Source organism: Candidatus Symbiopectobacterium sp. NZEC127, from assembly GCF_025962675.1.
GTDB lineage: Bacteria > Pseudomonadota > Gammaproteobacteria > Enterobacterales > Enterobacteriaceae > Symbiopectobacterium.
This window is the reverse complement of record NZ_JAGFPG010000004.1, coordinates 360,316-386,223: the sequence shown is the minus strand read 5'-3', so window position 1 is coordinate 386,223 and position 25,908 is coordinate 360,316. Positions and strand designations below refer to the sequence as shown.

Annotated in this window: 24 protein-coding genes; 10 read left to right on the top strand and 14 right to left on the bottom strand. The window is 52.4% G+C overall.

Going from position 1 to position 25,908, the window contains the following annotated elements; all coding sequences use genetic code 11:
* Positions 1-507: 507 nt before the first annotated feature.
* On the top strand, positions 508-1,794 hold the full coding sequence (locus tag J5069_RS17485; RefSeq protein ID WP_264645057.1) for a citrate synthase: 1,287 nt from the start codon (positions 508-510) through the stop codon (positions 1,792-1,794).
* Between the two features lie 58 nt (positions 1,795-1,852).
* Here J5069_RS17485 and nei read toward each other — a convergent pair whose 3' ends face one another.
* The 9 genes from nei to J5069_RS17440 all read right to left on the bottom strand — a co-directional run bounded on the left by nei (position 1,853) and on the right by J5069_RS17440 (position 9,435).
* Positions 1,853-2,644 (bottom strand): endonuclease VIII, encoded by a 792-nt coding sequence (gene nei, locus J5069_RS17480; protein ID WP_264645056.1) that lies wholly within the window; start codon positions 2,642-2,644, stop codon positions 1,853-1,855.
* 38 nt (positions 2,645-2,682) lie between these two features.
* The gene (gene pcp, locus J5069_RS17475) at positions 2,683-3,330 is read right to left on the bottom strand and encodes a pyroglutamyl-peptidase I (protein ID WP_264645055.1); all 648 of its coding nucleotides are present in this window, start codon (positions 3,328-3,330) and stop codon (positions 2,683-2,685) included.
* A gap of 36 nt (positions 3,331-3,366) precedes the next feature.
* Positions 3,367-4,104 carry a 5-oxoprolinase subunit PxpA gene (gene pxpA / locus J5069_RS17470; protein ID WP_264645054.1) on the bottom strand — a complete coding sequence of 246 codons (738 nt, stop codon included), beginning with the start codon at positions 4,102-4,104 and terminating at the stop codon, positions 3,367-3,369.
* On the bottom strand, positions 4,094-5,026 hold the full coding sequence (pxpC, locus tag J5069_RS17465) for a 5-oxoprolinase subunit PxpC (RefSeq protein ID WP_264645053.1): 933 nt from the start codon (positions 5,024-5,026) through the stop codon (positions 4,094-4,096). The genes pxpA and pxpC overlap by 11 nt, the downstream gene beginning before the upstream one ends.
* Positions 5,020-5,676, bottom strand: a complete 657-nt coding sequence (pxpB, locus tag J5069_RS17460) for a 5-oxoprolinase subunit PxpB (protein ID WP_264645052.1) — start codon at positions 5,674-5,676, stop codon at positions 5,020-5,022. Before pxpB ends, pxpC begins: the two co-directional genes overlap by 7 nt.
* Positions 5,677-5,847: 171 nt before the next feature.
* A complete protein-coding gene (locus tag J5069_RS17455; protein ID WP_264645051.1) occupies positions 5,848-6,591 on the bottom strand; it encodes a type 2 GTP cyclohydrolase I in 744 nt (247 codons plus the stop codon).
* A gap of 8 nt (positions 6,592-6,599) precedes the next feature.
* Positions 6,600-8,054 (bottom strand): deoxyribodipyrimidine photo-lyase, encoded by a 1,455-nt coding sequence (gene phrB, locus J5069_RS17450; RefSeq protein WP_264645050.1) that lies wholly within the window; start codon positions 8,052-8,054, stop codon positions 6,600-6,602.
* Positions 8,055-8,076: 22 nt separating this feature from the next.
* On the bottom strand, positions 8,077-9,033 hold the full coding sequence (locus J5069_RS17445) for a DUF523 and DUF1722 domain-containing protein (protein WP_319801685.1): 957 nt from the start codon (positions 9,031-9,033) through the stop codon (positions 8,077-8,079).
* Positions 9,034-9,228: 195 nt separating this feature from the next.
* Positions 9,229-9,435, bottom strand: coding sequence for a YbfA family protein (locus tag J5069_RS17440; RefSeq protein ID WP_264645048.1), 207 nt, complete (start codon positions 9,433-9,435; stop codon positions 9,229-9,231).
* Positions 9,436-9,815: 380 nt separating this feature from the next.
* On the opposite strand from J5069_RS17440, the gene kdpE reads away from it, so the two are divergent.
* The 3 genes from kdpE (at position 9,816) to J5069_RS17425 (ending at position 12,796) form a co-directional block, all read left to right on the top strand.
* Entirely contained in the window at positions 9,816-10,499 is a 684-nt protein-coding gene (gene kdpE / locus J5069_RS17435) for a two-component system response regulator KdpE (protein WP_264645094.1), read from the top strand.
* Positions 10,500-10,611: 112 nt separating this feature from the next.
* The gene (locus J5069_RS17430; RefSeq protein ID WP_264628601.1) at positions 10,612-11,040 is read left to right on the top strand and encodes an EamA family transporter; all 429 of its coding nucleotides are present in this window, start codon (positions 10,612-10,614) and stop codon (positions 11,038-11,040) included.
* A gap of 1,129 nt (positions 11,041-12,169) precedes the next feature.
* Positions 12,170-12,796 (top strand): response regulator transcription factor, encoded by a 627-nt coding sequence (locus J5069_RS17425; protein WP_264645047.1) that lies wholly within the window; start codon positions 12,170-12,172, stop codon positions 12,794-12,796.
* Positions 12,797-12,957: 161 nt separating this feature from the next.
* Here J5069_RS17425 and pgm read toward each other — a convergent pair whose 3' ends face one another.
* Together pgm and seqA are read right to left on the bottom strand one after the other, a co-directional pair.
* Positions 12,958-14,601 carry a phosphoglucomutase (alpha-D-glucose-1,6-bisphosphate-dependent) gene (gene pgm, locus J5069_RS17420; RefSeq protein WP_264645046.1) on the bottom strand — a complete coding sequence of 548 codons (1,644 nt, stop codon included), beginning with the start codon at positions 14,599-14,601 and terminating at the stop codon, positions 12,958-12,960.
* Between the two features lie 39 nt (positions 14,602-14,640).
* A complete protein-coding gene (gene seqA / locus J5069_RS17415) occupies positions 14,641-15,174 on the bottom strand; it encodes a replication initiation negative regulator SeqA (protein ID WP_264645045.1) in 534 nt (177 codons plus the stop codon).
* A gap of 221 nt (positions 15,175-15,395) precedes the next feature.
* Here seqA and ybfF point away from each other — a divergent pair, with 221 nt between their 5' ends.
* The gene (gene ybfF / locus J5069_RS17410; protein ID WP_264645044.1) at positions 15,396-16,181 is read left to right on the top strand and encodes an esterase; all 786 of its coding nucleotides are present in this window, start codon (positions 15,396-15,398) and stop codon (positions 16,179-16,181) included.
* Between the two features lie 174 nt (positions 16,182-16,355).
* Positions 16,356-16,643 carry a LexA regulated protein gene (gene ybfE / locus J5069_RS17405; RefSeq protein WP_222160012.1) on the top strand — a complete coding sequence of 96 codons (288 nt, stop codon included), beginning with the start codon at positions 16,356-16,358 and terminating at the stop codon, positions 16,641-16,643.
* 75 nt (positions 16,644-16,718) lie between these two features.
* Here the strand turns inward: ybfE and J5069_RS17400 are convergent, their stop codons facing one another.
* Positions 16,719-18,395, bottom strand: a complete 1,677-nt coding sequence (locus J5069_RS17400; RefSeq protein ID WP_264645043.1) for a methyl-accepting chemotaxis protein — start codon at positions 18,393-18,395, stop codon at positions 16,719-16,721.
* Positions 18,396-18,849: 454 nt separating this feature from the next.
* Between J5069_RS17400 and fldA the strand changes: the two genes are divergently transcribed.
* Both fldA and fur read left to right on the top strand, forming a co-directional pair.
* Positions 18,850-19,377 carry a flavodoxin FldA gene (gene fldA / locus J5069_RS17395; RefSeq protein ID WP_264645042.1) on the top strand — a complete coding sequence of 176 codons (528 nt, stop codon included), beginning with the start codon at positions 18,850-18,852 and terminating at the stop codon, positions 19,375-19,377.
* Between the two features lie 335 nt (positions 19,378-19,712).
* Positions 19,713-20,159, top strand: a complete 447-nt coding sequence (gene fur, locus J5069_RS17390) for a ferric iron uptake transcriptional regulator (RefSeq protein ID WP_264645041.1) — start codon at positions 19,713-19,715, stop codon at positions 20,157-20,159.
* 76 nt (positions 20,160-20,235) lie between these two features.
* Here fur and glnS read toward each other — a convergent pair whose 3' ends face one another.
* The gene (gene glnS, locus J5069_RS17385) at positions 20,236-21,894 is read right to left on the bottom strand and encodes a glutamine--tRNA ligase (protein ID WP_264645040.1); all 1,659 of its coding nucleotides are present in this window, start codon (positions 21,892-21,894) and stop codon (positions 20,236-20,238) included.
* Between the two features lie 227 nt (positions 21,895-22,121).
* Positions 22,122-23,618: an N-acetylglucosamine-specific PTS transporter subunit IIBC gene (gene nagE / locus J5069_RS17380; protein WP_264645093.1), complete on the bottom strand. Its 1,497-nt coding sequence runs from the start codon at positions 23,616-23,618 to the stop codon at positions 22,122-22,124.
* Between the two features lie 304 nt (positions 23,619-23,922).
* Here nagE and nagB point away from each other — a divergent pair, with 304 nt between their 5' ends.
* A complete protein-coding gene (gene nagB, locus J5069_RS17375) occupies positions 23,923-24,723 on the top strand; it encodes a glucosamine-6-phosphate deaminase (protein ID WP_264645039.1) in 801 nt (266 codons plus the stop codon).
* 21 nt (positions 24,724-24,744) lie between these two features.
* Entirely contained in the window at positions 24,745-25,893 is a 1,149-nt protein-coding gene (gene nagA / locus J5069_RS17370; protein WP_264645038.1) for an N-acetylglucosamine-6-phosphate deacetylase, read from the top strand.
* Positions 25,894-25,908 lie beyond the last annotated feature (15 nt).

The following is a 25,908-nucleotide window of genomic DNA, read 5'->3' as shown; positions in this document are numbered from 1 at the left end:
CTACTTCAGGGGGTTCCGGAGACCTGAGGCGAGTATAAGTACTTCACAATCTTATTACAATTAGCCCACAAATTGTTTAGTGACATTTCGGCTAAACAGTGAGTGAGATCACTTATTTCACATTTTATATAAAATTAACTATCTCGTTTGACATATATTAAACAATTAAATTACAAATAGAGCTGTAATCTGAAAGTCATCCGTTAAAGAATTCAAGATAGGCTTTCCCAAGTGACATGACTTGTGTAACAGTGGAAAGTCGAATTCCACGTATAAAGTCATGTTAATGACTAGAGTAGACTAGAATTTAGAGAATCGTTACTAACCAGAAGAACACGGTTTTCCTTTGATGGGGTGGTGAGCCCGGCCACTGCCCGATGCTGTACCCTGATAGGTGCAAATGCCGAGACCTCGGCGTTTTGGCCGAGTTTCTCCGTTCGGTGTACAGGCATAACGGTATTTCTTCGGTGATAAATTTTTAAAATTAAAGCGCTAAGGAGACTGTAAATGGCTGATAAGAAAGCGACACTTACCCTAAATGGTAAAGAGCCCATCGAGCTTGATGTGTTGTCCGGCACGCTTGGGCAAGACGAAATCGATATCCGTAGCCTCGGTTCCAAAGGCTTTTTTACGTTCGATCCGGGATTTACCTCCACGGCGTCTTGCGAATCCAAAATCACCTACATTGACGGTGATAAAGGGGTGCTGCTGCATCGCGGCTTCCCTATTGACCAATTGGCGGAGAAATCCACCTATCTGGAAGTCTGCTACATTCTGCTGTTCGGCGAAGCGCCAACCGCCGAGCAGTTTGACACCTTCAAAACCACGGTAACCCGTCACACCATGATCCACGAACAGATTACGCGTCTGTTCCACGGTTTCCGTCGCGACTCTCACCCGATGGCGGTGCTGTGCGGCGTAACCGGTGCGCTGGCGGCGTTCTACCACGACTCACTGGATATCAGCATCGAGCGTCACCGCGAAATCGCCGCGTATCGCCTGCTGTCCAAAATGCCGACCGTGGCCGCCATGTGTTACAAATATTCACTTGGTCAGCCGTTCGTTTACCCGCGCAACGACCTGTCCTACGCCGGTAATTTCCTGCATATGATGTTTGCTACGCCGTGCGAAGAGTATGTGGTGAATCCGGTACTGGAACGCGCCATGGATCGCATTCTAATCCTGCATGCCGACCATGAACAGAACGCGTCCACCTCGACGGTGCGTACCGCAGGGTCTTCCGGCGCAAACCCGTTTGCCTGTATCGCTGCGGGCATCGCGTCTCTGTGGGGACCGGCGCATGGCGGTGCCAACGAAGCCTGTCTGCGTATGCTGGAGGAGATCAACTCGGTTGAGCATATTCCTGAATTCGTCAGACGCGCCAAGGACAAGAACGACTCCTTCCGCCTGATGGGCTTCGGCCACCGGGTGTATAAAAACTATGACCCGCGTGCCACCGTGATGCGTGAAACTTGCCATGAAGTGCTTAAAGAGCTGGGCATGAAAGATGACCTGCTGGAAGTGGCTATGGAGCTGGAACACATTGCGCTCAACGATCCCTACTTTATCGAGAAGAAACTCTACCCCAACGTGGATTTCTACTCCGGTATCATTCTGAAAGCGATGGGTATTCCGTCTTCCATGTTTACCGTGATCTTCGCGATGGCACGCACCGTCGGCTGGATTGCCCACTGGAACGAAATGCACGACGACGGCTTGAAGATTGCGCGTCCGCGCCAGCTGTATACCGGCTACGACAAACGCGACTTCACCTCTTCGCTCAACAATCGCTAAGCGTCATCCGCGAGGCAACCACACCGACAAGCCGGGATTTTCCCGGCTTTTTTACGCCTCAATGCTGGCAATGTGGACACCAGAAAAACGGACGCGACGAGAGCATGGTGCGCGCGATGGGGTGCCCACAGCGCTCACAGGGTTCCCCTTCACGGTCAAACACCTTGAAACGGAATAACGCGCCATGATGGCGATTGTCATCTACCGTTCCCCGCGTGTGATAGGAAAGGCGCGGCAGTGATAATAACGCGTCACTCAGTGCACTCAGTTGCTCTTCATCCAACGTCGTCGCACTGTGCTGTGGCGACAGCGCAGCGTGCCATAAAATCTCCGCGCGCAAATAGTTGCCCAGTCCGGCCAAAAAAGACTGATCGAGCAACAAGCCACTCAAACGGCGACGGCAGAATCTGTTACTCAACACTCTGGCTCGCACCTGTTCCGGGGTAACGGACCTATCAAGCACATCAGGGCCAATGCGCTGCAAGAAAGGATGTGTGGCCAGCGCATCCGGCGTGAGCATGACAATATCCGAGGCGCTATACAGCAGAATCGCACGATGTTGCGTTTCGAAGCGAACGCGCAAATCGCGTTTGGTATCCGGCGTCACGCCCGCATCAACCACGCGCCATAGGCCATAAAGCTGGTTATGGGTATAAAGAATCCGCCCAGTAGAAAAGTAGGTAAGCAGCGCTTTACCGCGCGTTTCCAACTTTTCAATCGTCTGCCCGGTAAGCTCCGTTTCGTAAGGTTTTAATTCAGGGAAAGCAAACCAAACCCCGGTTAACGGCTCCCCCACCACCGCCGCGGCTAACGCGTCGGCGGCGCGGCGGATCTCTGGCCCTTCAGGCATCAATCTCTCCTTTCTCGTCGGGGAATGTGCCCCGGACGCTAATGCGTAGTGCCGCCAGAAATAATCGCATCTTGCTGCTGAGTCAGCGCGACGGCAATCATGGCGACCAGCGCCTGCGTCACCATAGCAATCGGCATTGATGGCTCCCCAGGATGGCGCGCCGCCTGTTGCGGTGCATAGGGAATATGAACAAACCCACCACTGACTGCGCCGGAGCGCTGCGCCAGCGCGTGCAATAAGCCGTACATCACATGATTGCACACAAAGGTGCCTGCGGTGTGGGACACCGAGGCGGGAATCCCCTGCTCGCGTAACGCATTGACCATCGATTTGATCGGCAAAGTGGCAAAATAGGCGCTCGGTCCCCCTGGGATCACCGAGGTATCGATGGGTTGCTTGCCGTGATTGTCGGGAATACGCGCATCGTTGATGTTGATGGCGACGCGCTCGACGGTGATTTCGGCGCGCCCTCCCGCTTGTCCAACGGCTATCGTGCAGTCGGGCTGATGCTCAGCCAGCGCGGCATTGAGCTGCTGCAACGCCAGGTCGAACACACAGGCTAACTGGCAAGTCACCACCCGCGCACCGGCAATCTCACGCCCTTGCAATACCTTTACCGCTTCCCAGGAAGGGTTGATGGTTTCCCCGCCAAAGGGCTCAAACGCCGTCACCAATACGGTTTTCATGCTTGATTTTCACTCATTTTGCTGGTGTGGCGTAACTTACGCCGCCCTAACCTGAATCTGGTGCTCATTGAAACACTGACGCAACTTGCGCGCAAACAGCAGGGCATGATCGCCATCACCATGAAGACAAACCGTATCGGCCTCCACATCAACCCAAGTGCCATCGCTGGCACGCACCCGGCGACGTTTGATCATCTCCAGCGTTTGCGCCAGCGCCAGCTCATCGCTTTTGATCAACGCAGCAGGCTGGTCGCGCGGCACCAGCGTGCCGTCCGGCAGATAACCGCGATCGGCAAACACCTCCTGCCGTGTTGCCAATCCCAACCGCTGACCCGCGTGAATCAGTTCACTTCCCGCCAACCCGACCAGCCGCAACGCCGGATTCACCGATTGCACCGCACGCGCAATCGCATCGGCCAACATGGGATCGCGCGCGGCCTGGTTATACAGCATGCCGTGCGGTTTGACATGCGTCAGCCTGCCGCCTTCAACTGCCACAATCGCGCTTAACGCGCCCAGTTGATACACCACCTGAGCGAAGACCGTGTCTGCGGATACCGACATCGCCTTGCGGCCAAAGTTTTCCCGATCGAGAAAGCTGGGATGGGCCCCCAGCGCCACGCCGTAGCGCATCCCCCAACGCACCGACTGGCGCATGGTTTGAGCGTCCCCCGCATGAAACCCACAGGCAATATTGGCAGACGTGACTAACTGTAATAGCGCTTCATCATTGTTGCCGCCTTCGCCCAGATCGGCATTTAAATCAATAATCATTGAGCCTCCACGCCAGTTGTTCCAGATAACGCCTTTGCGCCTCTGACGCACGCAAGGCGTCATCCAGCGTGCAGGGAATGAAATGTATCGGTTCACCGAGCCGAATCTGCGCCAGATGGAATAAATCCGCCTCAATCACACAGGCAATACGTGGGTAACCACCGGTGGTCTGCGCATCGGCCAGTAACAGGATCGGTTGACCCCCGTGCGGCACCTGAATTACCCCCGGCAGTACGCCGTGAGAAAAAAGCTCTCGCGGTGTTATGCGTGACAACGCCGGTCCCTGTAACCGATATCCCATACGGTTACTCTGCGGACTCAGTTGCCAACCGGTGCGCCAAAACGTGTCGCGCGCCTCTTCACTGAATTCATGATATTCCGGCCCGGGAAGCACCCGCACCCGATTACTGAACAGAATCTGCTTGATGCCGACAGGCTTATGCGGTTTGCGGTAGGCGGCTTTTTTCAGCGGAAGGACATCGCCATCCTGGAGCGGACGACCGAGATAACCACCAAACCCGGCTTTCAAATCAGTACTGAGCGACCCGAGCACCTCTGGCAGCCCCAGGCCACCGGAAATAGCCAGATAACTGCGCATGCCCCGACGCGGCATGCGCAGCCTGAGCGTTTGCCCCGCTTTCACATGAAAACGCCAACCGGTCCAAACCGGCTTACCGTCGAGCTCGGCGTGGCTGTCAGCCCCGGTCAATGCAATCCAGCAGGATGAGGTAAAGGTCGCCGCGAATTTTCCGAGCGTAATTTCCAGCCCGGCTTCGGACATCGCGTTGCCCACCAGCAAATTGGCAATGCTTAACGCTGGCGTGTCCAGCGCACCAGACTGGCTGATACCCAGATGACGCAGATGATGCCGCCCGGCATCCTGCACCGAGGTATGCAGCCCGGCATGAGTTATCTTTAGCATAGGCCCTCCGGCTGCGGCACGAAGCGCACATTGTCACCGGGACGCAGCAACGTGGGTGGCTCCGCTCGCGGATCGAACAGCGTTGCCGACGTTCGGCCAATCAACTGCCAGCCTCCGGGGGTTGCCAGCGGGTAAATGCCGGTTTGCCGACCACCAATACCGACACTGCCAGCGGGCACACTCAGGCGCGGCTCTGCGCGCCGTGGCGAATGCAGGGGTTCTGGCAATCCTGCCAGATAAGGAAATCCCGGCTGAAAACCCAGAAAGTACACCACATAGTGCGCCGCTGCATGCGCCTCCACCACCTGACGCGGAGAGAGCTGGCAATGCTCCGCCACCTGCAACAAATCCGGGCCAGCGTCGCCGCCATACACCACCGGAATCGTGATGTCCCGCGCTTCAATCGTTACCGATTCACTCTCTTCCCACCAGCGCTGCAAACGCTCAATGGCATCGCGCGCCGCCTGCTGCGGATGGGTTAACACCACCGTCAGGTTATTCATTCCAGGGATCGCCGCCTCCACTGCTTCATGCTGATGAAGACGTTCAGCCAGCCCCCAGATACGCTGTTGGCTTTGCAATGACAGCGGCGGCTCCAGTTCCAGCACCACGGCCCGCTCGCCCAATAAGTAGCACCGCGCTCGTTGCACGCTCTTCTCCCCATCGCGGTAGGGCATTACTCTGCCATGCCGCCTTGATACGCACTTCGCCCGACACCACGGGCGATAAGGTTTGTTAATAGACAAGCAATAAAGATGCCACTTTCTCTCACTAAAATTTTTATATTATTTTTAAAAAACAGTGAGTTGATTAGCACCAGACTAGGCGGGATTAGGGATATCCACAAAGGTTACATCAAACCCGTGCTGCTGCGCCAACCACTCCCCCAGCGCCTTAATGCCACCACGCTCTGTTGCGTGATGGCCTGCCGCATAGAAGTGCAACCCCATCTCACGGGCGATATGAATCGTCTGTTCCGATACTTCTCCGGTGATGAACGCATCGACGCCAAAGCGCGCCGCTTGCTCAATAAAGCCCTGACCGCCACCGGAGCACCAGGCCAACCGCGTTATCTGCGACGGTGCATTATCCCCACAATGCAGCACGGTACGCCCCAATCGCGCCTCCAGACGCTCACATAACGTCTCGCCACTCACAGGCTGGGACAGTTCGCCATAAGGCAGCAGTTGCTCAATCTCACCCAGCACGCGGATGTCTAACAACGCCGCCAAACAGGCGTTATTGCCTAACTCGGGATGGGCATCCAACGGCAAATGATAGCCATAGAGGTTGATATCGTTCGCCAGCAATGTCTTCAAGCGACGCCGCTTCATGCCAGAAATCACCGGAGACTCGTTTTTCCAAAAATAGCCGTGGTGTACCAACACAGCATCGGCCTGTTGAGCAACGGCTACGTCCAGCAATGCCTGCGAGGCGGTCACCCCCGTGATAATCCGCTGCACGTTTTCACGCCCTTCAACCTGCAACCCGTTGGGCGCGTAATCCTGAAACGCGGCCACATTCAGTTGCTGGTTGATCACTGTTTCCAATTCGCTGTTGCGCATAACGCTCCTTAATATGCCTGATTCTGGCCTTTTTCCTGCGACGCTTTCGCGGCCTCAAAGGCTTCCAGCGTCATCAACCTGGCCTGTTTATGATCGACCATCGGCGTCGGATAATCCAACGTGCGCCCTTGCCGCTGCGCCCAGCGATGCGGTTGGTGAATATCGCCGTCTGGCACCTCGGCCAGTTCGGGTACCCAATGGCGGATAAACCGCCCTTGCGGATCGAAACGTTCGCCCTGCGTGGTCGGGTTAAAAATACGAAAATAGGGTGCCGCGTCGGTACCAGTAGAGGCAGCCCACTGCCATCCGCCATTGTTCGCGGCCAAATCGCCGTCCAGCAGTTGAGAAATAAAATAGCGCTCCCCTGCCCGCCAGTCGATAAGCAAATCTTTTACCAGAAAACTGGCGCAGATCATGCGTAGCCGATTATGCATCCATCCGGTGCCGTTCAATTGGCGCATCGCGGCATCAACAATCGGAAAGCCGGTCTTACCCTGTTGCCAGGCTGCCAGCGCTTTTTCGTCCTGCCGCCATTGCACCTGCTGCGTCCAATCTACAAACGGGTGGTGTTTACACAAGCGCGGCCAGGCAACCAGCAGATGGCGATAAAACTCACGCCATACCAGTTCGCTCAACCAGGTAAACGCCCCACCGTCAGACTGTTCTAACAGAGTGGGATGCTCTGCACGCAGACGATTGAGACACTGACGCGGTGAGATGACGCCCAATGCCAGATAAGGCGAAAGTTGGCTGGTGCCTTGCTGTGCGGGAAAATCACGCTGTTGGTGATAATCAGCCGCATTCGATTGGCAAAATTGGCGTAATCGCGCCAACGCGGCCTGTTCTCCTGCCGGAAACAGCGTCTCGTCCACCGCCTGTTGAGGGTAATCGAAGGGGGCCAACGCCTCCCATTTTCCCACGTCTGCGTTGGCACGCTTTTTCGGCGCGGGGAAGCAGGTAACCTCCATCTCCAGCAAACGCTGAATAAACGCTTTGCGAAACGGCGTAAAGACTTTGTACATCTCCTGTTTTCCCGTCACCAGACTGCCTGGCGCTAGCAGTACGCTGTCATCAAACCCCTGACACACCACCTGCCCGTGCAGTTTGGCTTCCAGCGCACGATCCCGTTCGCGCTCATTGATTTCGTACTGGTAATGATAAAACAGGTGGGAAACATGCTGCTTTTTGCAAAACGCATCAACGGCGTCAACCGCCTGATGAAAGTCCTCACATTGTTGATAAAACAGCGGAATCCCTTTATCTGCCAACGACTGTTGTAATGCCTGGAGATTCTGTAGCAGAAACGTCGCCTGACGCGGCGCCATGCCGTGCGCCTGCCATTGGCCTGGCGTAGCAATATAAAGCGCAATGACCTTGGCATCGGCGTTCTGACAAGCAGCATGCAGCGCGGAGTGATCGGTGATCCGTAAATCATGGCGAAACCAGACCAGATGCGTGGTCATAACTGTTCCTTACTGGGAAATATTAGTGGCCATAGCGTAAACGCAAAGCTTCAGGATAGGGGTCAAAGTAGCGCTGCTGCGCCAGGTAATCATCAGGGTATTCGGTCATGTAATGACGCAACAGCGTCATCGGTGCCAGCAGCGGTTGCACACCTTGCCGATAACGATCGATCAGATTGGCTAACTCCTGACGCTGTTGGGAGGTCAGGTGGGGACGAAAATAACCCTGAACGTGCATCAATACATTGGTATGGTTACGACGCGATGCCGGGTGCGACAACAATCGCATAAAACGCAGCCGGTATTCCGTGGCAAAGGCTTCCAACGTCGGCCATTGCGCCATGCCTGCGACAAAAGGGCCCAGTTCTCGATATTCGGGCTGCGAGTGCGCCAGTAACAACAATTTATAGCGGCTATGGAACGCCATCAGTGCGCCACGCGACAGCCCCTGCTGCCAGATTTGCTGCAATTCATGCAAGGCATAAACCCGGGCAATAAAGTTCTCTCGCAGCACAGGATCGCTCAAGCGGCCATTCTCCTCTAACGGCAACCACGGCATGTGCCGTTTCAGCGCTTGTGCAAACAGCCCTTCCCCGCTTTTCCGGGCATTTTTTCCCTGACTGTCATAGACCTTGACCCGTTCCATCCCGCAACTGGGGGATTTGGCACACAGGATAAAACCGCACAGATCGCGCAACGATGCCATTTTTTGCTCGGAAAAAGCGAGCATTTTATCCGTGACATCGATGCCAGAACCGTTGCTGGCACAGAGCCGAATCCCCTGCTGCCCCTCGTTGACAAGCCGCAGCGCCGGGCGCGGCACAGGCAGTCCGACCGCCATTTCGGGACATACTGGCTGAAAATGGCAATAAGGGGCTAATTGATCAACAGCAAACTCAAGACGCTTATGCCCACCGTCAAACCGCACTGGCGCACCGAGCAAACATGCACTTATTCCAACAGGAATAGGAGCTGACATCATAAACGCTCTCCCGTTCGTCAACATTCCCTCAGCATAGCGGATTTCAAGCGGTTACGGAGCAGATCGAGCGAAAACAAAAACCAAGGCGTATCAGAGGGAAGAGCAAAGGGAATAAAAAGACAGAGCTACTGACCGAGGCGTATTTGAGGTCAGTAGCGCACAACGATGTTGGTTACTGAATTGCTGAGAGGCTTAGAAAAAATCACCGGCTGCCGCTTCAGATTGTGCCATCCAGACCGGCTGATCGCTGGTTTTCAACCAAACACGGTGCAAATAGCTGTAAAAGCGGGCGCGATCGGTACGAAACAGCATCACAGGCAACGCCAGTAATCCGAAAGCAACAACAGCAACGCGACGTAGGAGAACGCGATACAAGGGATAAGCAGTATAAATCGACATAGCGATCCTCCTTCATCAGTGAGCGGCCACTGCAACGACCTGGCTCACAAAATCAACATAACGATGAATAACTGCTCAAAATAGTACCGCTTTTGCTGAAACTTTACTACTCATCGGACCAGAAAAAGATCGTGTTTTCGTCAATTTTCCCGAATATTCTGTTATTGAGTTACATAATGGTTAATGAATTACATTTAATGTATAAATTCATGTTGCGTTTATTGGATTTTTTATCCGCTACCGCCGCGCTGCTCGCTTTCCGTCACCCGAAAGGCTTTTGTCGCAAGCACACGGAAATATATGATAGCGTCATAGAATAGCGTTCGACGTCGTGCAGACGGCTCAATGCCAGCAGCAACGAGACAGAAGGAGTAAATACCCTGTTACCCGCCAGCGTTTTGATCGTAGAAGATGAAAAAGAGATCCAGCGCTTTGTACGCAGTGCGTTGGAAAACGAAGGGCTGCGCGTTTTTGATGCACAGACCTTGCAACGCGGCCTGCTGGAAACCGCTACCCGCAAGCCCGATCTGGTGATTCTCGATCTCGGATTGCCTGATGGTGATGGCACCCTTTACCTGCGTGACGTTCGCCAGTGGAGCAGCATACCGATTATTGTGCTGTCCGCACGCAGTGATGAACGGGATAAAATCGACGCGCTGGATGCGGGTGCTGACGATTATCTCGCCAAGCCGTTCGGGATTGGTGAATTGCTGGCCCGTGTGCGCGTGGCGTTACGCCGCCACGGGGCTAACGCAATGGAAAGCCCGTTGGTGACATTCGGCAGCGTTACCGTTGATCTCAGCCAGCGTTTGGTCAGCCGGGACGGCGAAACGCTACATCTGACGCCCACCGAATTCAAACTCCTGGCGCTGCTGCTGGCGAATGCGGGCAAAGTGCTAACGCAGCGCCAACTGCTGGTGCACGTTTGGGGACCCAATGCGGTGGAAAGCAGCCATTACCTGCGCATCTATATGGGACACCTGCGACAAAAGTTGGAAAACGATCCCACACGGCCTCGCCACTTTATCACCGAAACCGCGGTAGGTTACCGTTTTATGCCTTGAGCCACCGTGCTGATTAAACAGCGGATAACACTGGTTATCCCCCCCGAGCAGGCGTAACATCCCACGCTCATTCTATTGATCTCCATCCTGATTTTTAATGCTGAGGCTCATCATGAGTAGCTGGTTACTTTATGCATTGCTCTCCGCCCTGTGTGCCGCTGCGGTGGCCCTGTTCGGTAAAGTGGGATTGCAAAATCTTGACGCCAACACGGCGACCGCTGTTCGTGCCGTGGTGATGGCGCTGTTTTTGGTGGGCGTTGTGGTGGTGCAAGGGAAAACCACCCTGATCGGTGAAGTGCTTGCCAATAAAAAAGCACTGGCATTTATTGTGTTAAGCGGGATTGCAGGAGCGCTTTCCTGGCTGTTTTATTTTTTGGCATTAAAAAATGGTAATGTGGCTCAGGTTGCCCCCATTGATAAACTCAGCGTTGTGTTTGCTGTTATTTTGGCGGCCGTTCTCCTGGGAGAGAAAATATCGCTATTAGGCGGCGTGGGTGTGGCCATGATATCCGTTGGTGCGCTACTGGTCGCATTAGGCTAAGGGTGTCCCTCGGCGTTGCCGAGGGCTTATAAAAAGAAGAAACAACAGGCCGTTAGCAATAGCTTCAGGTTATGAAAATCGCATCACATGGCAACCAAGGCTCTTTCTCTTTTCATGCAAGCAGCATATTGAATAAAATATGAATTCAGAATGCTGTTTATCCCTGCCACTGAAATAGAAATAGAGGTCATACCTATTCCTCAAGCAATTTATTTTTTCTTTATAAACATGAGTCATCATTAAATAAACAGAATCACTCTTTCGCTTAGTATTGATTTTTTTCAATGAACGAGCCGCACATGATTTATATTGAAGAAAAACATTTTTTCTGTCCATATCGCTATCCCATGAGATAAGAATTAAAAAGTACTCTGAGGTATAACAGGTTAACGCTGTCATATACCCAATTGTTGTTACTCTGACCTGCCTGCAATTGACCTTATTGAAGGGGACGGGCTTAAGCGGGATGCCGCAGCACGAACACAGCGCGGTGTACTAAGCATACGCAACTAAAAGCCTGCTCAACACTGAGAGCGTCGGTTTCACCGTTAGTGGTTACAAGTATACGCAATGATAATATCCAATAAACGATAAACGAAAGGCAAACCAATAAAAAAACGCCCCTGCTATTAGTAGCGATACTCGATAAAAAAAGATTATCAATCGACGGAGCAAACGATTACCATTGAAAAACCTCAATGAATATCTTTCACCTTTACCTGTTTAGATGAATTAAAAGTACATCACAGAACAAAAAGGATATAACTCTCACACTCGTTTTCATTTTAAGAAAATGATTACTATTCATATGTTTTGCTACGGATATCGCACGGTTACAATGGGTGTCATTTCAAATGATAACAGTTACACAACAACTAAACAAAAAAAATGGACATTAGAGAAAACCATGCTATTAAATATTAATACAAAACGTGAACCACCAAGAGGAAGATGTATCCGCACACATAAACCCTCATAAAACCAGATAATAAAATAAACACAAGGAAATTTTTACATCAATCATTTATTAACTCACCATCGATGAATGTATTCACCCTACATAGGATCCAGGTGCATTTGCCCAGGCAGACATTTTTTCGGGAACAACCTGTTAAATAGGTACTAGACGATGGAAAGAACTGTTGTGCTCCTTCATTTTGATCGCTATTTTACTGTCGGCCTTGAACACCTCATCCATCAATGGTTCCATACCCAAAAACTTGAGGTTAATATTCAACATAGCGCTGAACAGCTTGCACACGCGGATATTATTTTCACCACCCCGACGCAGCATGCACCGCGCTGGTGGCGTCAATTTCGCCGCAAACGGCGTGCTACCTTACTTTTCTTGCTGGTAAAGCAGAAGAACACACTCTGCTGTGGTTACGAAGACGGACAGTTGGCACTAAACGATCCGCCAGAAACGCTGTCAGCGTTATTGAATACTTTCGTTGCCAGCCCTTCATCGCCTGGGATTCCCTCCCACGTACAGCGATATAATATCGTGCATTGCCTCAGCCCACGCGAACGGGAGGTATTATGGGGCTACAAACAGGGACTCAACAACAGTAAAATCAGTGAACTATCCGGAATATCCATCAAAGCCATCAGCGCATACCGTAATCACGCCATGCAAAAGTTGATGCTGAAAAACCATGCAGACCTCCATGAGTGGTTACATAGCATCGCCGCCGAGAACCTTTCCTGCTATTTCAAGCAGAAAAAACAAAGGACGCACAGGGCGTCCTCAGTCTGATGACTACGTCACTTTCCCCTTTGTCATCCTCGGCGAAAGCCGGGGATCTCTGTGAGAATAAACGCGTTTCTTCTGCAAGAGATCCCCGCCTTCGCGGGAATGACGGTGGGAGTCGTGCTGTTGGTCAGCGGCCCCCTAGAGAGGGCGCCATCGAGCAACGCTTATTTGGCATTCGCCAGCACGGCGCTAACAATATCTACCGCTTCTTTCTCAATGCGCGCACGATGCTCCGCGCCCAGGAAACTTTCACAGTAAATCTTGTAGGCTTCTTCCGTGCCCGACGGACGTGCCGCAAACCAGCCGTTATCCGTCATCACTTTCAATCCGCCAATAGAGGCACCGTTACCCGGCGCAGCCGTCAAACGTGCGGTGATCGGATCGCCCGCCAGCGTACTGGCCGCAACCTGTTCGGGTGATAAGCGCGACAGTGCCGCTTTTTGCGCGTGGGTTGCAGAGGCTTGGATACGGTTGTAACTCGGTGCGCCAAAACGGGCCGCCAGCGCATCATAGTGTTGTTGCGGATTTTTGCCGGTTACCGCGGTGATCTCAGCCGCCAGCAGGCACATGATGATACCGTCTTTGTCCGTTGACCATGGCGTACCATCAAAGCGCAGGAAGGATGCCCCCGCACTCTCTTCGCCGCCAAAACCAAAGCTGCCATCGAATAACCCATCAACAAACCATTTGAACCCGACCGGTACTTCCACCAGTTTGCGCCCAAGGTCGGCCACCACACGGTCAATCATGGCGCTGGAAACCAGCGTCTTGCCAACAGCAACAGATTGCCCCCACTGTGGACGATGGCGGAACAGGTAATCGATGGAGACAGCCAGATAGTGATTCGGGTTCATCAGGCCAGCAGGTGTGACAATGCCGTGGCGGTCATAATCCGGATCGTTGGCAAAGGCCAGATCAAATTTATCACGCAGCGCCAGTAACCCAGCCATCGCTGACTCTGAGGAGCAGTCCATGCGGATAACACCGTCATGATCCAAGGTCATAAAGCGGAAAGTCTGATCGACCGCATCGTTGACCAGCCGCAAATTCAACTGGTAGTGCTCTGCGATGCGCTGCCAGTAGGCAATGCCCGAACCGCCCAACGGATCGACACCCAGTGTCAACCCTGCCTTCTGAATGGCAGGAATATCCACGACCTCACGCAATCCCTCGACATAAGGCTGCACCAGATCTTGCTCATGCACATGACCGCTTTGCCAGGCTTTATCCAACGTCAGGCGTTTCACCGCTTTTAACCCATCGGCTAACAGGGCGTTGGCGCGTTTTTCGATAACGCTGGTGACATTGGTATCAGCAGGACCGCCATTAGGCGGATTATATTTGATACCGCCATCTTCCGGCGGGTTGTGAGACGGTGTAATCACAATCCCATCGGCCAGCGCATTGCCTTTGCGGTTATGCACCAGAATGGCATTGGAGATAGCGGGTGTCGGCGTAAAACCATTGTCCTGCTGCACCACCACGTCAACGCCGTTCGCTGCCAGCACTTCCAGCACCGAAATAAAGGCCGGTTCCGACAGTGCATGGGTGTCTTTACCCACGAAGCATGGACCGGTGATCCCTTGCTTTTTGCGCTCTTCGGCAATCGCCTGAGCGATGGCCAGAATATGCGCCTCGTTAAAACTGTGGCGCGCCGCGCTGCCGCGGTGGCCAGAGGTCCCGAACTTCACCGCGTGCGCGGCGTTTTCCACATCGGGAACTAATACATAATACTGTGACGTTAATTGCGCCACATTAATCAAATCACTTTGCCGGGTGGGTTGTCCGGCTCTGGGGTGATTAGCCATCGGCGTTCTCCCTGACGCTATTCGTTAAGACGCTATTTGCTAAATAGTACCGCACACTTTTTCGATAAGTTCCGTTGGGAACTGCATCGACTGCATGATTTGTTCAACCATGCTGCGCTTGCGATCCGTATTGGTATTGGTGATGACCCAGTAGGGCGTGCCCTGTATATGTTTGGGTTTGGTATGGACGCCATGCTGAAGCAGTGTGTGTTCGTCGCCAGCAAAATACACGCGCGTGCGGCCATGAAGCTGCTCGGTTGCCGCAGAAAAGGCATTCGGTTCGAGGCAATATAATGTGGAGAGCACCAGCATAAAGCGATTGATGGCTTTACTTTGCGCGGCATATTCATCGGACAACAGCAGTTCACGCACCGCCCTGACGCCATCACGCGGTTTTGTAGCTACGCTCGCTGACGTCTGCGCTTTGGTTGGCGCAGCCTCAGAAGCGGTGACGACCTGTCCTGCCCGGAAATTCAACATGCGACGCAGAATATCCGAGGCGCTTTCACCAATGTGCTGCGTGTGGCTGGCAATATAACGATACAGCTCTTCGTCGACCTCAATAGTTTTCATCTTTATCCAGTACTGTTTTTACTCTAATTAATCGGCAAGAAGTATATAGGCGAATCAATACCACCGAACAGCGGCATAACACAAACAATATCGAAAGTCAGACGATCTCCCATCTGCTCCCTCGCCCCATTACCTGCAACCTGCAAAAAGCATAGCCTTCATTTTCCACAGGGCAACATCATCGGCAGCGGTCATGATACCCTAAGCGTCTGTGTCTCTGAATGAACTTCACCATGAAATTGAATTATCGCCTGCAAAATGCGCAACAACCCACTAATGCGCTGCCTATCGTATTGATTCACGGTCTGTTTGGTAATCTGGATAATCTGGGCGTTCTGGCGCGTGACCTGCAAAAGCAGCACGATGTCATTCAGGTCGACTTACGTAACCATGGATTATCACCGCGCACGCCGGAAATGAACTACTCCGCCATGGCAAGCGATGTGAAAGAACTGCTGGATACGTTAACTATCGATAAGGTGATTATCATCGGGCACTCCATGGGGGGGAAAACCGCGATGGCGTTGAGTGCACAGATTCCTGACCGCATCGAGAAAATCGTCGCCATTGATATTGCACCGGTCGATTATCAACTGCGTCGCCACGATGACGTTTTTGCGGCACTGCGGGCGGTTAGCGCTGCGGGCGTCACCAGTCGCACCGAAGCCGCCGCCATCATGCGTCACCACCTTAAGGAAGAGGGCGTGGTGCAATTTCTACTGAAATCCTTTCAGCAGGGGGAATGGCGCTTCAATGTCCCGGTGCTGTGGGAGCAGTATGAGCACATCGTTGGCTGGGAAACCGTACCCGCCTGGCGCAAACCTATTCTGTTTATTCGCGGTGCCGCATCCTCTTATTTGGACGACCGCTATCGGGAAACGCTGTTGCAGCAGTTTCCCAATGCGAAAGCGCATGTGATTGCAGGCAGTGGTCACTGGGTTCACGCAGAAAAGCCCGATGCGGTTCTGCGCGCTATCCACCGTTTTCTTGAGGTGTCCCCCGCATAATCCGTAGCGATCGGCGGCAGTTACCCATTGTCGCCGCCAGCCTCGCTGGGGTATGATGGCGCCCGCAGTAGAGGGACGGCTGAATCAGCCTTATGCACCGTAACCACATCATCAAAATGTCACGCTGAACCGATGCGTGCATTTTGGTCAGACTTCCTTGCAGCAGCACTACCTATGGCAAAAGAACAAACGGACCGTACCACGTTGGATCTGTTCGCGGATGAACGTCGGCCTGGTCGTCCCAAAACCAACCCGCTTTCACGCGACGAACAGCTTCGAATTAACAAGCGCAATCAATTGCGTCGTGACAAGGTGCGAGGTTTGCGTCGCATCGAATTGAAAATTAATGAGGAAGCCGTGGAAGCACTCAATAGCCTGGCTGAAATGCAGAACATCAGCCGTAGTGAACTCATTGAGCGCATGTTGCTGGCGCAACTGGCGGACAAAGACCTTTCATCCTGATACGTTGATTTCCGGCGTCATCCATGACGCCCTGTCTCCCTCCCTGGTAACGGCATTGTTCGGTAAACCGCTCGATTAAAATTTTTCCCAGTTATCGTTTCCCGGTGGCAACGCCTTTTTGACGGTTGTCGCACTGCCAGCACGCGCCAGAGCAGCGACTGGCGCCGCAGCAGGAACGGCCACCGGCACGGCGGACTCTGACAGTTGGAACACGGCCACTGTCCGGTTGAGCACCGCAGCCTGCTCTTCCAACGACAGCGCGGCCGCAGAAGCCTGCTCCACCAATGCCGCATTTTGCTGCGTCACGCTGTCCATTTCCGCCACCGCTTGTCCAACCTGCGCGATACCTTTGCTTTGCTCACCGGATGCCGAGGCAATTTCCCCCATGATGTCCGTCACATTGGTCACGGCACGAACAATGTCACTCATGGTCACGCCAGCATCTTCAACCAGCTGAGAGCCAGTGCCCACACAGTGGGCGGATTCGGCGATCAACCCTTCGATCTCTTTTGCCGCCTGCGCACTGCGCTGCGCCAGACTGCGTACTTCACCGGCGACCACCGCAAAACCGCGCCCTTGTTCACCGGCCCTCGCCGCTTCAACGGCGGCATTAAGCGCCAGGATGTTGGTCTGGAACGCAATACCGTTGATCACCGTAGTGATCTCGGCGATGCGTTTTGAACTTCCTGAAATCTCCGCCATGGTTTTCACCACGTTATCGACAATCTCGCCCCCTTTTCTCGCCGTATTGGACGCTTGCAACGCCAATTGGCTCGCGTGATTGGCGTTTTCCGCATTCTGTTTGACGGTTGCGGTCAACTGCTCCATGCTGGCCGCCGTCTCTTCCAGTGCGGAAGCCTGATGTTCAGTACGCGATGAAAGGTCATTATTGCCGGAAGCAATCTCGGATGCGCCAAGGTAGATGGCATCGGTGCTGGAACGAATGGTGCTTACCGTCGTCGCCAGACTGGTTTGCATATTCCGCAGCAGAGGCAGCAACCGCCCCACACAGTTACGACCAAAATCATGAATCGGCTTGCCGAGTTGCCCGGAAGCGATAGCGCTGAAGTGATCGCGTAGCGTATCGAGTGGCTTCACCAAACAGGCCACCAGATAGCGATCGGTGAAAAACAGCAGCAGCAGCCCAACAATCAATCCCGTCAGCAAAATATTTTGACCAACGGCAGTGATTTGCTGAAAACGCACGCCCGCTGCGGCAAACTTATCGGAGCCTGCCTTGTTAAACGCGTTTACCGAGGCCCCGAATTGACGACTGAGGGCAGGCACCGTTTCCTTGGCATAGCGTTGATATTCATCCAACGCGTTGGCCTGCGCCTTTTGAAACATCGGATCAACGCCTTGGGTAATCAGGTTGCCCCAATCGCGGACCACCGCTTCAGCCAGCGCGGCATCCAACCCCGCATGATCGATGCTGCTAAAGGTGGCCAGATCGGATTTCAGGTTGTTCAATGCCGTCAATGCTGACGCCTGTTCTTTATCCGCCAGGGTGTTTTCACCGTTACGACGCCAATCCACTACCCGTGCCAAACGGGTTACCATGCGAAAATATTGATCGTTGCCCTGATTGACTAAATTCATGTTATGGACCAGTAAGGTACTGGTCTGTGAGGTCGTGGTCATCTCTTTGAAGGAGAAAATGGTGTAGACGGAAACACCGCCCCAAAGCACACAGAAAACCCCTAAAACCCATAACATTGCCGTTCTGATGGCGATGTTTCTAAAAAATTGCATAAGCCAGCTCCAGATATAAAATAACGTACGGTAGGGTTATTATTTTTAAAAAAATCATCAGGTTTGAAACAATCCCTAACGGGAAAAACACGCGATGCTTCACGTTTGCAAGCACACAGCGAACCTTCTACTTTCATCGTCAATATTAAAAGAATATTTAGTAGTTTCCCTCCGTGATCTACAGCACGCTGTGACTAAAAATTAGTTATTACTCATATTTTTCACAAAGATAGGGAAACGGGTGATAACAATGCCGCCGCTAAAGTAATTAAAAAAACTGGCGGAATTGCGCAAATGAGCTATGTGATAAAAACCCTGACTTAATAGCGGTTATTTTCGCTTTGGGTCAGGGAAAAGATACAAGTTTCTCCTACCCCCTGCGTCTGATATTATTACTTGATATGTAGGTGATAAACCGCACCATACCATTAAGAATAAAGAGGTTATTTTATCCATGGCACTCATAGGCATTTTCTTTGGCAGTGACACCGGCAATACCGAAAACATTGCCAAGACAATCCAACAGCAACTGGGCAGTGATGTTGCAGAGGTTCATGACATCGCCAAGAGCAGCAAAGAAGATATCGAAGCGTTTGATATCCTGCTGCTGGGTATTCCGACCTGGTACTATGGTGAGGCCCAGTGCGATTGGGACGATTTCTTCCCGACATTGGAAGAAATTGATTTCAATGGAAAAATCGTTGCCCTGTTTGGCTGTGGTGACCAGGAAGATTACGCCGAATACTTTTGTGACGCGATGGGAACGCTGCGCGACATTATTGAACCGCGCGGGGCAACGATTGTCGGCAATTGGTCAACGGAAGGTTACTATTTCGAAGCCTCTAAAGGGTTGGCAGACGACAACCACTTTATCGGTCTGGCGATTGATGAAGACCGTCAACCTGAACTGACCGGTGAACGCGTGAGTGCCTGGGTCAAACAAATCAGCGAAGAGCTCAACCTGAAATCACTGGCCGGTTGATCGCCACTGTTTTACATAAAAGCCCTGATAGCAATGTCAGGGCTTTATTAATAGATAAAACCGATTAAATTAATAGAAACATTTTTTTAACTTCCTGGTCTAAGCCTGTACAATAGTACCCATCGGTTTTGTACGTTTATCAATTTTCTCCATTTTACAACAAGAGATTGCGCGCAAATGCACACTTTCTTTATGGAGACGGTATTGTTAACATCCCATGGTTTTCATTTTTAATGCGCGGTTCTATAATTGAGACGCCATTACAATTTTTGAGCCGACCGATGTCATAGGCTTAATTGCCCCCATCGACGAGAAAGCAACAGGACTAAACCCGCATGACTGACAATAACACCGCATTAAAGAAGGCCGGCTTGAAAGTCACTCTGCCAAGACTGAAGATTCTGGAAGTGTTGCAGGATCCGGAGTGTCATCACGTCAGCGCGGAAGATTTGTATAAAAAACTGATAGATATGGGCGAAGAGATCGGTCTTGCGACCGTTTATCGCGTGCTTAACCAGTTTGATGATGCCGGTATTGTCACCCGTCATAATTTTGAAGGTGGTAAGTCAGTGTTCGAGCTGACACAGCAACACCACCATGACCATCTTATTTGCCTGGATTGCGGACGCGTTATTGAATTCCGTGATGAATCTATCGAAGCGCGTCAGCGCGAAATCGCAGACAGACACGGTATCAAACTGACTAACCACAGTTTATACCTCTATGGCCATTGCAGTACGGGCGACTGCCGCGAAGAAGAAACGCTCCACGACCCAAAATAAGTCAGGTTTTTTCTGATTGATGCCATAAAAAAACCGCCCAAACAGGCGGTTTTTTCATTTCAGTCAAACGCTGGCCTCAGCCAACCCAGGTATCACGCAGACCTACCGTGCGGTTAAACACCAGATGCGTTTCGCTCGAATAGCGGCGATCGGCACAGAAATACCCTTCGCGTTCAAACTGATACGCTTTTTCTACTTCTGCCTTTGCCAAACTCGGTTCAACAAAGCCCTGAGCCACTTTTAGCGAATCCGGGTTGATGGTTGCGAGGAAGTCATCCGCCGCACCTGGATTTGGCATGTTGAACAGGCGATCGTAAAGGCGGAACTCAGCCGGTAGCGCATGTGCGGCAGAAACCCAATGAATAACGCCCTTCACTTTACGCCCGTCAGCCGGGTCTTTACTCAACGTTTCGGCATCATAAGTGCAATACAGCGCGGTGATAACGCCCTGTTCATCTTTCTCAACCCGTTCCGCCTTGATGACATACGCATTGCGCAAACGCACTTCTTTACCCAGTACCAGACGCTTGTACTGTTTGTTCGCTTCTTCACGGAAATCGGCACGATCGATATAAATCTCACGGCTGAACGGCACCTGACGCGTTCCCATTTCCGGCTGATTCGGATGATTCGGCATGGAAACCCACTCTTCGTGGCCTTCTGGCAGATTCTCGATAACCACTTTTACCGGATCCAACACCGCCATGGCGCGCGGCGCATGCTCATTCAGATCGTCACGAATACAGGATTCCAGCGCCGCCATTTCGACATTATTATCCTGTTTGGTCACGCCGATACGACGACAAAACTCACGCACGGAGGCAGCTGTGTAACCACGGCGGCGCAGGCCGGAGATGGTTGGCATGCGAGGATCGTCCCAGCCTTCAACCACTTTTTCCGTCACCAGTTGATTCAGTTTGCGTTTGGACGTCACCGCATATTCCAGGTTCAAGCGCGAGAATTCATACTGACGCGGATGACAAGGAATGGTGATGTTGTCCAACACCCAATCGTACAGGCGGCGGTTGTCCTGGAACTCCAGCGTGCACAGTGAGTGCGTAATCCCTTCCAGCGCATCGGAAATGCAGTGCGTGAAATCGTACATGGGATAGATGCACCACTTTTTCCCGGTCTGGTGATGCTCGGCAAATTTGATGCGGTACAGGACCGGATCGCGCATCACGATGAACGGTGATGCCATGTCAATCTTGGCGCGCAGACATGCGGTGCCCTCAGCAAACCCGCCGTTGCGCATTTTTTCAAACAGGTTCAGGTTTTCCTGAACGCTGCGATCGCGGTAAGGGCTGTTTTTACCAGGGGAGGTCAGCGTGCCACGGTATTCGCGGATCTGCTCGGGAGAGAGTTCATCCACATAGGCCAGCCCTTTACCAATCAGTTCGACCGCATATAGATGCAACTGGTCAAAATAATCAGAAGAATAGCGAATCTCACCGCTCCAGGTGAAACCCAACCATTGCACATCCTGCTTGATGGACTCGACGTACTCGATATCCTCTTTCACCGGGTTGGTGTCATCAAAACGCAGATTACATTGACCGTTGTAATCTTGCGCCACCCCAAAATTGAGGCAAATGGACTTGGCATGGCCGATATGCAAGTAGCCATTGGGTTCCGGCGGAAAACGGGTTTGTACCAGGCTGTGTTTTCCAGACGCCAGATCTTCATCAATGATCTGACGGATAAAATTGGTTGGGCGGGCTTCGGCCTCACTCATGCTTGATTCCTCGATGCAAAACGACACATAACCCGCAATGATCCAACAAGCTACGGCAGGACACAACTGTTACTTGCACTAAATTTTATGAAATACACAGAAAGAGGCAAAACAACGGATGATTACGCATGAAGTAATCTAAAACGGGCGTCCTGTTATGCTAACGGCGATAAAAAATGCGGCGTGAGGAATACCCCACGCCGCACCATTCAACGCTAACAACACCATCACTGCTCGTGGTGAATTTGCTTCAAGGCCGTAGCGATCGCCTCCGCCTGCGTCCCCACAACAATTTGCACATTCTGTTTATTCAAGCGGATAACCCCCGCCGCCCCCAGGCGTTTCGCCTGGGCCTCATCCACTTGCGCAGAATCCACCACATTCAGCCGCAGACGCGTGATACAGGCATCAATCCCGACCAGATTGGCTTTACCGCCCAGCGCCGCCAAATACCCCTGAGCCAGAGATGTCGTATCATTCACCTTCTTTTCGGCAACGCTTTGATGTAGCGTCACACCCTCCGCTTCGCCACCATCAACCGACGGCTCGCGCCCCGGCGTCAGCAAGTTGAAACGTTTGATGGTGAAACGGAACGTCACATAGTAAATAACAAAGAACATCAGCCCTTGCGGAATCAGCATATACCACTGGGTAGCTAACGGGTTACGTGATTGAAGTACCATATCCACCAGCCCGGCACTAAAACCGAACCCGGAAATCCAATGCATGCTTGCCGCAATGAACACCGAAATCCCGGTCAACACGGCATGCAGCAGATACAGCACGGGCGCTACGAACATAAACGAAAACTCAAGCGGCTCGGTGATCCCGGTGAAGAAAGCGGCAAACGCGGCGGCCATCATAATCCCCGCCACTTTGCTTTTGTTTTCCGGACGCGAGCAGTGATAAATCGCTAATGCCGCACCCGGTAAACCAAACATCATGATGGGGAAGAACCCCGCCTGATAGCGTCCCGTGATGCCAACAACCGCTTTGCCCGCATCAATCGACTGCTGTCCACCGAGGAAATTCGGAATATCGTTAATGCCCGCCACATCAAACCAAAATACCGAGTTCAACGCATGGTGCAGGCCTACAGGGATCAGCAGGCGGTTGAAGAACGCGTACACGCCGGCCCCCACCGATCCCAACTGCTGGATATGCTCGCCCAGTGTGACCAGCGCACTATAAATCACCGGCCAGACATACATCAGGATGAAGGCAACAGCGATCATCAGGAATGAGGTCAAAATAGGCACCAGTCGACGCCCGCTGAAAAACGACAATGCCTCGGGCAGTTTGACATGGCTGTAACGGTTGTAGAGTTCCGCCGAAATAATACCGACCAGAATACCAATAAACTGGTTTTGGATTTTGCTGAATGCCTTGGGCACTTCGGCCAACGGAATATGCTGGATCATCGAAACGGCTGCGGGAGAGCACAACGTGGTCAGCACCAGAAAACCGACGAATCCGGTTAACGCCGCCGCCCCGTCTTTATCTTTGGACATGCCATAAGCGATACCCACCGCAAACAGCACCCCCATGTTTTCAATGATTGCGGCACCGGATTTGATCAGCAACGCCGCCAGCGCGCTCTCACTGCCCCAACCGTTGGGATCGATCCAGTACCCTATCCCCATGAGAATCGCGGCGGCTGGCAACGTCGCCACAGGTACCATCAGCGCACGGCCTACCCTTTGTAAATAGCTAAGAACACTCACATTATCCTCTCTCTCCCGCCAGGGGATACCAAACTGCCCGTTAAACCCATTCACAGCAGCCATCCCATTCAAGGCGGCTTGTGCTTGAAGTGTAAAAAAAATAATTCGCCACGCAAATTAAACCCTAACATTCTGTGACAGAACGCGCAAAACACCCGCATATTAAATCATTATACCTATCGATTAACTCACCTTATTTCAAGATAAAAAAAAACAGGCTAGACTAACTAATAACCTGTCTTTATCATCCAGACAGCAGCAAATTGGTTCACTGGTTTTGGAACGCTTATCCGGAGATTTATGTATGAGACTTATTCCCGTAGCCACATCAGAGCAGGTAGGCAAATGGGCGGCACGACACATTGTGCAGCGCATCAATGCTTTTAACCCCAGCGCCGAGCGCCCTTTTGTGCTGGGCCTCCCAACAGGCAGCTCACCGTTAGAAGCCTATAAAGCGCTTATCGTGATGCACAACGCGGGGCTGGTCAGCTTTAAACACGTGGTGACGTTTAATATGGATGAATATGTCGGTCTGCCAGCCGAACATCCGCAAAGCTATCACACCTTCATGTATGAGAATTTCTTCAATCACGTTGATATTCAGCAGGAAAATATTAACCTGTTGAACGGTAACGCCCCAGATGTGATGGCCGAGTGCCAACGCTATGAAGAGAAAATGACCGCCTATGGCAAGATTCACCTGTTTATGGGCGGTGTAGGTAATGACGGGCATATTGCGTTTAATGAACCGGCCTCATCCTTAGCGTCCCGTACGCGAATCAAAACGTTGACCGAAGAGACCCGCACCGCCAATTCCCGTTTCTTCGACGGTGATGTGTCTCAGGTTCCCAAATATGCGCTTACCGTCGGCGTCGGCACACTGCTAGATGCAGAGGAAGTGATGATTTTGGTGTCTGGCCGTAACAAAGCACAAGCGTTACAGGCAGCCGTAGAGGGCAATGTGAATCACATGTGGACCATCAGTTGTCTGCAACTGCATGCCAAGGCCATCATTGTTTGTGATGAGCCCTCTACCATGGAGTTGAAAGTCAAAACCGTGAAATACTTCCACGAGTTGGAAGCAGAAAGCCTTATCGGTCTTTAATCTGTAAGCCGGGAGTTCAAGATGTATGCGTTAACCCATTGTCGTATCTATACCGGGCACCAAATCCTGGATGACCATGCTATCGTTATCAACGATGGCACGATCGAAAGCGTGTGTCTCGAATCCGATCTCTCCGACACCCTGCCACGCCACAGTCTGAATGGTGCCTCGGTGGCCCCCGGCTTTATCGATTTACAGCTTAACGGCTGCGGTGGCGTCCAGTTCAATGACAGCCTTGATGCCATTTCCATTGCCACGCTGGAAACCATGCAGCATGCCAACCAACGCTCAGGTTGCACCAGTTTTCTCCCTACGCTTATCACCTCCAGTGATGCCTTTATCAAGCACGCGGTAGAAACGATGCGCGCTTATCTCGCATCACACGCCAATCAGGCGCTCGGCCTGCATATTGAAGGGCCCTGGCTGAATGTAATAAAAAAAGGTACGCACGATGCCCGCCTGATCCGTGCGCCAGAGCAACAGCTGGTTGACTATCTTTGTGCCAATGCGGATGTGATTGGTCAAATCACGCTGGCACCGGAAAAGGTGCCACCCGCCATGATTCGACAGCTTAGCCAGGCGGGGATCGTGGTTTCTGCCGGGCATTCCAATGCCACCTGGCAGGAAGCGAAACGCGGATTTGCTGCCGGTATTCGCTTTGCCACACACCTGTTTAATGCCATGCCGTATATTAGCGGACGCGAACCGGGTTTGGTGGGCGCTATTTATGATGCGCCTGAGATCTACTGCGGCATCATCGCCGACGGCATGCACGTTGATTGGGCCAATATCCGCAACAGCAAACGGATCAAAGGCGAAAAGCTTGTGCTGGTCACCGATGCCACGGCCCCGGCTGGCGCTGATATCGATAGGTTCACTTTTGCCGGTAAAACCATATACTACCGTGATGGGTTGTGCGTGGATGATAACGGCACGCTGAGCGGTTCGGCACTGACGATGATCGATGCCGTCAAGAACAGCGTGAAACATGTCGGTATTGCGCTCGATGAAGCGCTGCGTATGGCAACCCTTTACCCAGCGCGCGCCATGCATGTCGACGATCAGTTAGGCAGTATCGAAAGTGGAAAAATCGCCAACCTGACAGTATTTGATGATGGGTACCACGTCCTTCAGACCTTCGTGAATGGCAACAGCGTCTATACGCGATAACACGTGTAGCAAACG

Coding starts and splice junctions, on each gene's coding strand:
- J5069_RS17485 (WP_264645057.1), top strand. CDS start 508: ATGGCTGATAAGAAAGCGACACTTACCCTAAATGGTAAAGAGCCCATC.
- nei (WP_264645056.1), bottom strand. CDS start 2,644: ATGCCTGAAGGGCCAGAGATCCGCCGCGCCGCCGACGCGTTAGCCGCG.
- pcp (WP_264645055.1), bottom strand. CDS start 3,330: ATGAAAACCGTATTGGTGACGGCGTTTGAGCCCTTTGGCGGGGAAACC.
- pxpA (WP_264645054.1), bottom strand. CDS start 4,104: ATGATTATTGATTTAAATGCCGATCTGGGCGAAGGCGGCAACAATGAT.
- pxpC (WP_264645053.1), bottom strand. CDS start 5,026: ATGCTAAAGATAACTCATGCCGGGCTGCATACCTCGGTGCAGGATGCC.
- J5069_RS17455 (WP_264645051.1), bottom strand. CDS start 6,591: ATGCGCAACAGCGAATTGGAAACAGTGATCAACCAGCAACTGAATGTG.
- phrB (WP_264645050.1), bottom strand. CDS start 8,054: ATGACCACGCATCTGGTCTGGTTTCGCCATGATTTACGGATCACCGAT.
- J5069_RS17445 (WP_319801685.1), bottom strand. CDS start 9,033: ATGTCAGCTCCTATTCCTGTTGGAATAAGTGCATGTTTGCTCGGTGCG.
- J5069_RS17440 (WP_264645048.1), bottom strand. CDS start 9,435: ATGTCGATTTATACTGCTTATCCCTTGTATCGCGTTCTCCTACGTCGC.
- J5069_RS17430 (WP_264628601.1), top strand. CDS start 10,612: ATGAGTAGCTGGTTACTTTATGCATTGCTCTCCGCCCTGTGTGCCGCT.
- J5069_RS17425 (WP_264645047.1), top strand. CDS start 12,170: ATGGAAAGAACTGTTGTGCTCCTTCATTTTGATCGCTATTTTACTGTC.
- pgm (WP_264645046.1), bottom strand. CDS start 14,601: ATGGCTAATCACCCCAGAGCCGGACAACCCACCCGGCAAAGTGATTTG.
- seqA (WP_264645045.1), bottom strand. CDS start 15,174: ATGAAAACTATTGAGGTCGACGAAGAGCTGTATCGTTATATTGCCAGC.
- ybfF (WP_264645044.1), top strand. CDS start 15,396: ATGAACTTCACCATGAAATTGAATTATCGCCTGCAAAATGCGCAACAA.
- ybfE (WP_222160012.1), top strand. CDS start 16,356: ATGGCAAAAGAACAAACGGACCGTACCACGTTGGATCTGTTCGCGGAT.
- J5069_RS17400 (WP_264645043.1), bottom strand. CDS start 18,395: ATGCAATTTTTTAGAAACATCGCCATCAGAACGGCAATGTTATGGGTT.
- fldA (WP_264645042.1), top strand. CDS start 18,850: ATGGCACTCATAGGCATTTTCTTTGGCAGTGACACCGGCAATACCGAA.
- fur (WP_264645041.1), top strand. CDS start 19,713: ATGACTGACAATAACACCGCATTAAAGAAGGCCGGCTTGAAAGTCACT.
- glnS (WP_264645040.1), bottom strand. CDS start 21,894: ATGAGTGAGGCCGAAGCCCGCCCAACCAATTTTATCCGTCAGATCATT.
- nagB (WP_264645039.1), top strand. CDS start 23,923: ATGAGACTTATTCCCGTAGCCACATCAGAGCAGGTAGGCAAATGGGCG.
- nagA (WP_264645038.1), top strand. CDS start 24,745: ATGTATGCGTTAACCCATTGTCGTATCTATACCGGGCACCAAATCCTG.